Source organism: Streptomyces sp. NPDC059080, from assembly GCF_042739975.1.
GTDB lineage: Bacteria > Actinomycetota > Actinomycetes > Streptomycetales > Streptomycetaceae > Streptomyces > Streptomyces benahoarensis.
Map to the genome: position 1 here is coordinate 36,067 of NZ_JBHYGX010000001.1, position 227 is coordinate 36,293.

The window sequence follows — 227 nt, forward strand, 5'->3', positions numbered from 1 at the left end:
AACCGTTTTTTTTTTTTTTGTGGTGGGCTGTTTTTTTTTTATATGAGACCGGCTCGGGCGGTTTCCCCCCCCCGGCGGGGGGGGCCCCCGCACGGGGGGGCACCCTCACCACCCGGCGCGCTGCCCTCCCCAGGCCCGCGCCGTTCCCCCCACCAGCACCCCAGCGCCGCTCCGGGCGCGTGAGCCGTCGGCAGGCTCACGGCCGGCGGTCCGGAAAGGAACATCCC